Here is a 5,924-nt window from a genome sequence, read left to right as displayed (position 1 = left end):
CCGCTCACGTTGGCGCCGCCGAAGCCGGCCCCGGCCGGAAACGCCGCGGCGGGGCGGGTGGCCTCCACGGAAATCTCGTTGAGCTGCACGTCTGCGCCCTGCGCGGCGGCGTGCGGGACGAGGACGCCCTGCGTCAGGGCGGTGGCGGTGAGCAGAAGCCCGAGGCGGGCGGAACGCAGCGGCATGATAGATCCTGGGATGCGCCACGCGTCGGCGCTTCAACCCCAAGATCATCCAGCCACGGGCAATCGATCAACCCGAAAACGTGTTGCAAATCACACACTTAGAGGTGTTCAAATCTGGAATCGTTCGAGTCTCAGAACTCCAGCGGCGGCTCCCGCAGGGCGTCGGCCTCGCGGGTGCAGGTGGCTTGGTCGGGGGCCGCGCCGCCGCCGGACAGGGCGCCCCGGAGCTCGGCCCGCGCCTTGTCCAGGTCGGCCCGGAAGCCCGGATCGCCCATCAGCGTGGCGAGGACCGAGGAGCCGGTGATCCGCCCGGCCGCCACGTCGCTCAGCCAGTGCACCCCGCACACGACCCGGCTCTCGCCGTAGGCCCGGCCGCGCGCCAGGATCGCGGTCGCCTTCTCGGGCACCAGGGAGGCCAGGATCAGCGCGTAGGCCCAGCCCTGCGTGGCGTGGCCGGATGGGTAGCTGAAGCTGTCGGTGAGCGCCTGGGTCCGCTGGACGCAGATCGGCGCCTCGTTGCCCACGAACGGCCGCAGCCGCCGGTAATGGACCTTCGGGCCGCGGGTCGCCCGGGCGAGGTCGAGCCGCGTGCGCTCGAGGAGATTCATCACCGCCGGCACCCGGGTCTGGTCGATGCGAGTGCCGAGCACGCAGGCGAAGTTGTCGAGGACCGCGGAGGCCCCCTCCGACACGTCGTTCGCGGCGATTTCCCAGCGGGCGCTGCCCTTCAGGGCGCGGGTGCTGTTGAAGGCCGCCCGGTCGGCCTTGTCGAGCGGCGCGTCATGGGCCGGCGGCGCAGGCAGGATCTGGACGGCATCGGGAACCGCGGTCTCGGCGAGATAGGGCTTCACCGCCGGCTTGCCGGGCTTGAGCGTGTCGGCCCCGAGCGACGGCGCCGCCGGCGGGTTCGCCGGGGCTGGCTGGGGCATATCCTCGGCGCGCACCGAGGTCGCGGCCGCCAGCAGAGCGAGGATCGGCAAGGTCAGGGTGCGGCGCATCGGATCCGTGGCGGTGTCGGCGAAGGGGCGAGAGCGGAGGCGGGGCGGTCCCGCAGACAAACGAACGACTTGGCGGGACGGTTCAGTCCGCACACAGGGCTCTCATTCTGTCCAGGGGCGAACCCGGCGGTTCGGCGAGCGGGCGGGGCGGTTGACCCGGGCCCGCGTCCGCGCGAACCCTGCACCCCCCGCTCCGGCCTTCAGACCCCATGGCTCAGCCGCTCGACCGCGCCCGCCTCCTCGAGGCTTTCGAGGCACTCGGTGCCGACCTCGCCGAGTACGGCCGGTTCGTCGAGATCGCCGTCTACGGTGGCGGCGCGCTGATGCTGCAATTCGCCTGGCGGCGTGGCACCGAGGATGTCGATGCGGTCGTGCGGCCCGGCTACGACGAGGCGGCCCTGGCACCTTCGGTGGCCCGGGTCGCCGCGCGGATGGGGCTGGAGCCGGATTGGCTCAACGATGCCGTCGGGATGTTCACGCCGCTCGACGAGGATGAGACGCTCTTCGCCCTGTCCGGCACCTTCCCCGCTGATGGGACGCCGGGACTTCGAACGGTCGTGGCCAAGCCCGCCTACCTCTTGGCGATGAAACTCCATGCCCTGCAGAGCCTGGATCGCGGCGATCGTGACCTGAATGACGCCCGTGCCCTGGCCGCTTACTTGGACCTGCGTGATGTGGATGCCCTGGTACAGCTGTACCGCGCGATCTACGGCGAGGACCCATCATCGGAGGCCCGCAGTCGTTTCTCGGCCGTCTTCGCGGGGACGTCATGAGGCCGCGTTCCCTGGCCGCGGTGGTCGAGCGCGCGCGCGGTGACGGCGACTGGGAGCATCACCTGCGCGACTTCCTCGACGCCTTCTACGCGGCCGACGGCGACGTCGCCCGGCAGTCCGCATTCGTGGCCGACGAGCCCGGACTGCTGGGGCGGCCGGAGGCGGATGCGTTCCTGGGCGGGGCCGGGGAGCATCTCGCCCGGCGCTGGGGCCTGCCCATCCCCGGTTGGGTCCGGGCCGAGGAGCGGTACCTGACGACGGCCCTGTTCGTCCCGGGCGACAAGGCCCTGCGGGGCTACCTGATCTGCGTCAGCCCGGTGTCGTTCCGGACGCGGCTGATCTTCACCGGGCCCGATCCGCTCCAGCGCGCCCGCTTCCCCTACCATCGCGGCGTCATCACGATGCCGGCCGAACATGGGTTTCCGAAGGGCTGAGCCCCTGACGCACCAGGGCTCCGCCCTGGACCCGCGAAAGGTCTGGGACCCTTCGAAACCATGATTTGGCCGGCTAATTTTCTCGGAACGCCGCCGCGACCGCCGTGGGAAACTCCTCGTGCGGGCTGAGCGCTCCGGGGATCGCCGTGCCGGCGACCCGGCCGTGGGCGATCAGCGCGTCCATCTCGGCCCCGGAGCGGCGCGGGGCGTTGTCCGGCCGCAGCACCAGGGTCGGGGGCAGGCCGTCCCCGAACAGGTCGAGGAAGGCGGCGCGGTCGGCCACCGGGTCGAGGCCGCCGGTGACGAAGGCGGCGGTGCCGAAGCGACCGTTGCGCTGCCGGGTGACGGCATGCTTGGCGCGGATCAGCGCCGGCGTGACGTGGGCCGCGTCCGCGTAGACGTGGGCGCGCATCATCCGGCCGATGATCGGCGGGCTGATGTTGAGCCGGTAGAGCGCCTCGCCCAAAACCGGCGCCTCGACGGCCCGGCGGATCCGCGGGAACCAGTGCGCCCGGCTCGGCATCGCGGTGGGCAGCGGCCCACGCCAAGTCGGCGCCACCAGCACCAGACGCTCGAAGGCCTGGGGGTGCCTGCGCGCCGCCGCGACCAGATAGCCGGCGGCGTGCCCGGCGGCGATCCCGATCGCGTAGGGGCCGGGGGCGGCGCTGAGCAGCGCGTCCAGGAACGCGTGCAGGGTGTCCGGACCGAGGGGCAGGCGGCTCCGCGGCCGAGCGCCGAAGCCCGGCCAGTCGGGCACCAGGCAGCGGTACTCCGAGCCGAGGGCGCGGGCGAGATCGCGCATCTCGGCCCGGTCCGAGATCGTCGACAGTGCCGGCAGCAGCAGCGCGTCGCGCCCCGTGCCGATCACGTCGCACGGGGTCGGCACCGGCCGGCCCGCTACGATCAGCTCCAGGTTCCGCGTCGTCGTCACCAAGCCGCCCCCAAGTCACAAAAGAATCAGGTGCGCAGCAGCTCGTTGATGGCGGTCTTGGAGCGGGTGCCGGCATCGACCCGCTTGACGATCACGGCGCAATACAGGCCGGGGCCGGGGGTGCCGTCCGGCAGCGCCTTGCCGGGCATCGTGCCCGAGACCACCACGGAGTAGGGCGGCACGCGGCCGTACATCACCTCGCCGGTGCTGCGATCGACGATCTTGGTCGAGGCGCCGATATAGACGCCCATGGACAGCACGCTGCCCTGGCCGACGATGACGCCCTCGGCCACCTCGGCGCGGGCGCCGATGAAGCAATCGTCCTCGATGATCACCGGGTTGGCCTGGAGCGGCTCGAGCACGCCGGCGATGCCGGCGCCGCCGGAGATGTGGCAGTTCTTCCCCACCTGCGCGCAGGAGCCGATCGTCACCCAGGTGTCGACCATGGTGCCTTCGCCGACATAGGCGCCTAGGTTGACGAAGCTCGGCATCAGCACGGCGCCCGGCGCAATGTAGGAGCCGCGGCGCACGAAGCAGCCCGGCACGGCACGCAAGCCCGCGGCGCGGAACTCCGCCTCGCCCCAGCCCGCGAACTTGGACGAGACCTTGTCCCACCACGGCGCGCCGCCGGGGCCGCCGTCGATCGCCGCCATGTCGTTGAGCCGAAAGGACAGCAGCACCGCCTTCTTCAGCCACTGGTTGACGACCCAATCGTGGTTGCCGCTCTTCTCGGCGACCCGGGCCTTGCCGGAATCGAGCAGGTTCAACGCCTCCTCGACGGCCTCGCGGACGGCGCCCTGGGTCGAGGTCGAGATGCCGGCCCGCTCTTCCCAGGCCGTCTCGATGGTCTTGGCGAGGTCGGAGGTGGACATGGCGGTTCGATGCTCTTGGCGGGAGTAGGTTTGCGGGAGCCCGTGCTTACTCGCGGGCACCGGGGCTGTCACCCGGGGAGCCGGCGCAATCCGCCCGGATCAATCCTCCAGCAGCACCCGCACCCGGTCGAGATCGGTCACGAGGTCCACGAGGTCGATCGCCAGGGTGTCGTAGACGGATTGCGCGGCTGCGGGGAATTCCTCCAGCACGCGCCGCATCAGCGTGGGGGTGATGCGCATGACCTCGGCGGCGCCTTCGGCCCGGGCCTCGGTCGGTCGGGTGCCGCGCACGAACAGGGCGAGCTGCCCGATCAGCGCCGAGCGCCCGGCGCGCACCGGCTCGGCGTCCGCCACCCGGGGGCTGAGCCGGATCGTACCGGACATCACCACGAAGCCGCCGTCGGCCGGGTCGCCGCGGGCGAACAGCAGGTCGCCGTCCGCCAATTCGCGCCGCTCGGCCGCGAAGGTCAGCAGGCGCAGCGCGTCCCGGTCGAGGAAGCCGAACAGCGGCGCGTCGGCGAGGATCGCGATGTCGTCGTCGAGCCCCAAGGAACCGCCTCACCGCCTGCGTGCAAACGAGCCTGCGCCCCGCCTACACGCAAATCCCTAAAGCCCTTCCCGATCGCGTTGCAATCGCGCTTGGCTCTCGGTTCTGGCCGTGACGCGCAACGAGCCGATCAGGGCAGCAGCTTGTAGCCGCCGCCTTCGGTGACGAGGATCGCCGCGGTGGCGGGGTTCGGCTCGATCTTCTGGCGCAGCCGGTAGATATGCGTCTCCAGCGTGTGCGTGGTGACGTGGGCGTTGTAGCCCCAGACCTCGGCCAGCAGCGTGTCGCGGTTCACGACCGCCCGACCGGCCCGGTACAGGAAGCGCAGGATCGCGGTCTCCTTCTCGGTCAGCTTGAGCTTCGAGCCGCGCTCGCCGACCAGCAGCTTGGCGCCGGGCCGGAACGTGTACGGGCCGATCTGGAACACCGCGTCCTCGGACGCCTCGTGGCTGCGCAGATGCGCGCGGATCCGGGCGAGCAGGATGCCGAACTTGAACGGCTTGGTGACGTAGTCGTTGGCGCCCGCCTCAAGGCCCTCGACGTGGTCCGCCTCCGAGTCCTGCGCCGTCAGCATGATCACCGGGCCGCGGAAGCCGCCGGCCCGCATCCGGCGCACGGCCTCGCGTCCGTCGAGGTCGGGCAGGCCGACATCCATCACGGCGAGGTCGATGCGCTCGGCCGCGACCCGCCGGACCGCGTCCGCGGCGTTCGCCTCGGTGACCACGGTGAATTCTTCGCAGAGGTCGAGCTGCTCGGTGAGCGTGTCGCGCAGGATCGCGTCGTCGTCACAGATCAGCAGGCGATAGACATTCGACATCGTCCGGGGCCCTGGAGCACGCTGCGGGACCGGGAGACCCGGCGTCCGGGGACAGCGCGCGATGACAAGGATCTGGAGCACGCCGCCCGTCGCGTGACAACACGGCCGGCTCCAGGAAAGCGGGGCCGGCGCGCTGGAATCCAGGGGCGTTCGGTCCCCCCGTCGCAGGGCGGTGGGCTGATTCGCTCCCGAATCCCGGCTTCGACGGCCTGGGTTCCGCCGCAAGGATAGGGCTTCGTTTGTGGCCGGACATTGCCTTGTGCGCAATTTTTCACGGTTTCGGTATTGGATACCGGGCATAACCCCCGCCGGTCCGCCCCGGGCGCCACGCCGCCGCGGCCGGACCGGCGGGGGTTATGCCCGGTAT

8 protein-coding genes are annotated in these 5,924 nt (G+C 71.4%); 2 read left to right on the top strand and 6 right to left on the bottom strand.

All coding sequences use genetic code 11. The annotated features are described in order from the left end of the window. Both FV228_RS18435 and FV228_RS18430 read right to left on the bottom strand, forming a co-directional pair. On the bottom strand, positions 1-185 hold a 185-nt coding region (locus tag FV228_RS18435), incomplete at its 3' end, for a hypothetical protein (protein ID WP_147855956.1). 131 nt (positions 186-316) lie between these two features. Next, positions 317-1,183, bottom strand: a complete 867-nt coding sequence (locus tag FV228_RS18430; RefSeq protein ID WP_147855955.1) for a phosphatase PAP2 family protein — start codon at positions 1,181-1,183, stop codon at positions 317-319. Positions 1,184-1,392: 209 nt separating this feature from the next. Here FV228_RS18430 and FV228_RS18425 point away from each other — a divergent pair, with 209 nt between their 5' ends. Next, entirely contained in the window at positions 1,393-1,956 is a 564-nt protein-coding gene (locus tag FV228_RS18425; protein ID WP_147855954.1) for a hypothetical protein, read from the top strand. Next, positions 1,953-2,390: a hypothetical protein gene (locus tag FV228_RS18420; RefSeq protein ID WP_147855953.1), complete on the top strand. Its 438-nt coding sequence runs from the start codon at positions 1,953-1,955 to the stop codon at positions 2,388-2,390. The genes FV228_RS18425 and FV228_RS18420 overlap by 4 nt, the downstream gene beginning before the upstream one ends. Before the next feature lie 73 nt (positions 2,391-2,463). Here FV228_RS18420 and FV228_RS18415 read toward each other — a convergent pair whose 3' ends face one another. The 4 genes from FV228_RS18415 to FV228_RS18400 form a co-directional block, all read right to left on the bottom strand. Then, positions 2,464-3,324, bottom strand: coding sequence for an alpha/beta hydrolase (locus FV228_RS18415; protein WP_147855952.1), 861 nt, complete (start codon positions 3,322-3,324; stop codon positions 2,464-2,466). A 23-nt stretch (positions 3,325-3,347) separates the two neighbouring features. Next, complete coding sequence (dapD, locus tag FV228_RS18410; protein WP_147855951.1) at positions 3,348-4,193, bottom strand: 2,3,4,5-tetrahydropyridine-2,6-dicarboxylate N-succinyltransferase; 846 nt, start codon at positions 4,191-4,193, stop codon at positions 3,348-3,350. A gap of 99 nt (positions 4,194-4,292) precedes the next feature. After that, positions 4,293-4,742, bottom strand: coding sequence for a Crp/Fnr family transcriptional regulator (locus FV228_RS18405; RefSeq protein WP_147855950.1), 450 nt, complete (start codon positions 4,740-4,742; stop codon positions 4,293-4,295). A gap of 128 nt (positions 4,743-4,870) precedes the next feature. Beyond that, entirely contained in the window at positions 4,871-5,557 is a 687-nt protein-coding gene (locus FV228_RS18400) for a response regulator transcription factor (protein ID WP_147855949.1), read from the bottom strand. Positions 5,558-5,924: the final 367 nt, after the last annotated feature.

Source organism: Methylobacterium sp. WL18 (assembly GCF_008040015.1).
Lineage (GTDB): Bacteria > Pseudomonadota > Alphaproteobacteria > Rhizobiales > Beijerinckiaceae > Methylobacterium > Methylobacterium mesophilicum.
The sequence above is the reverse complement of the archived record's forward strand: the minus strand, read 5'-3'. Positions and strand labels throughout refer to the sequence as shown.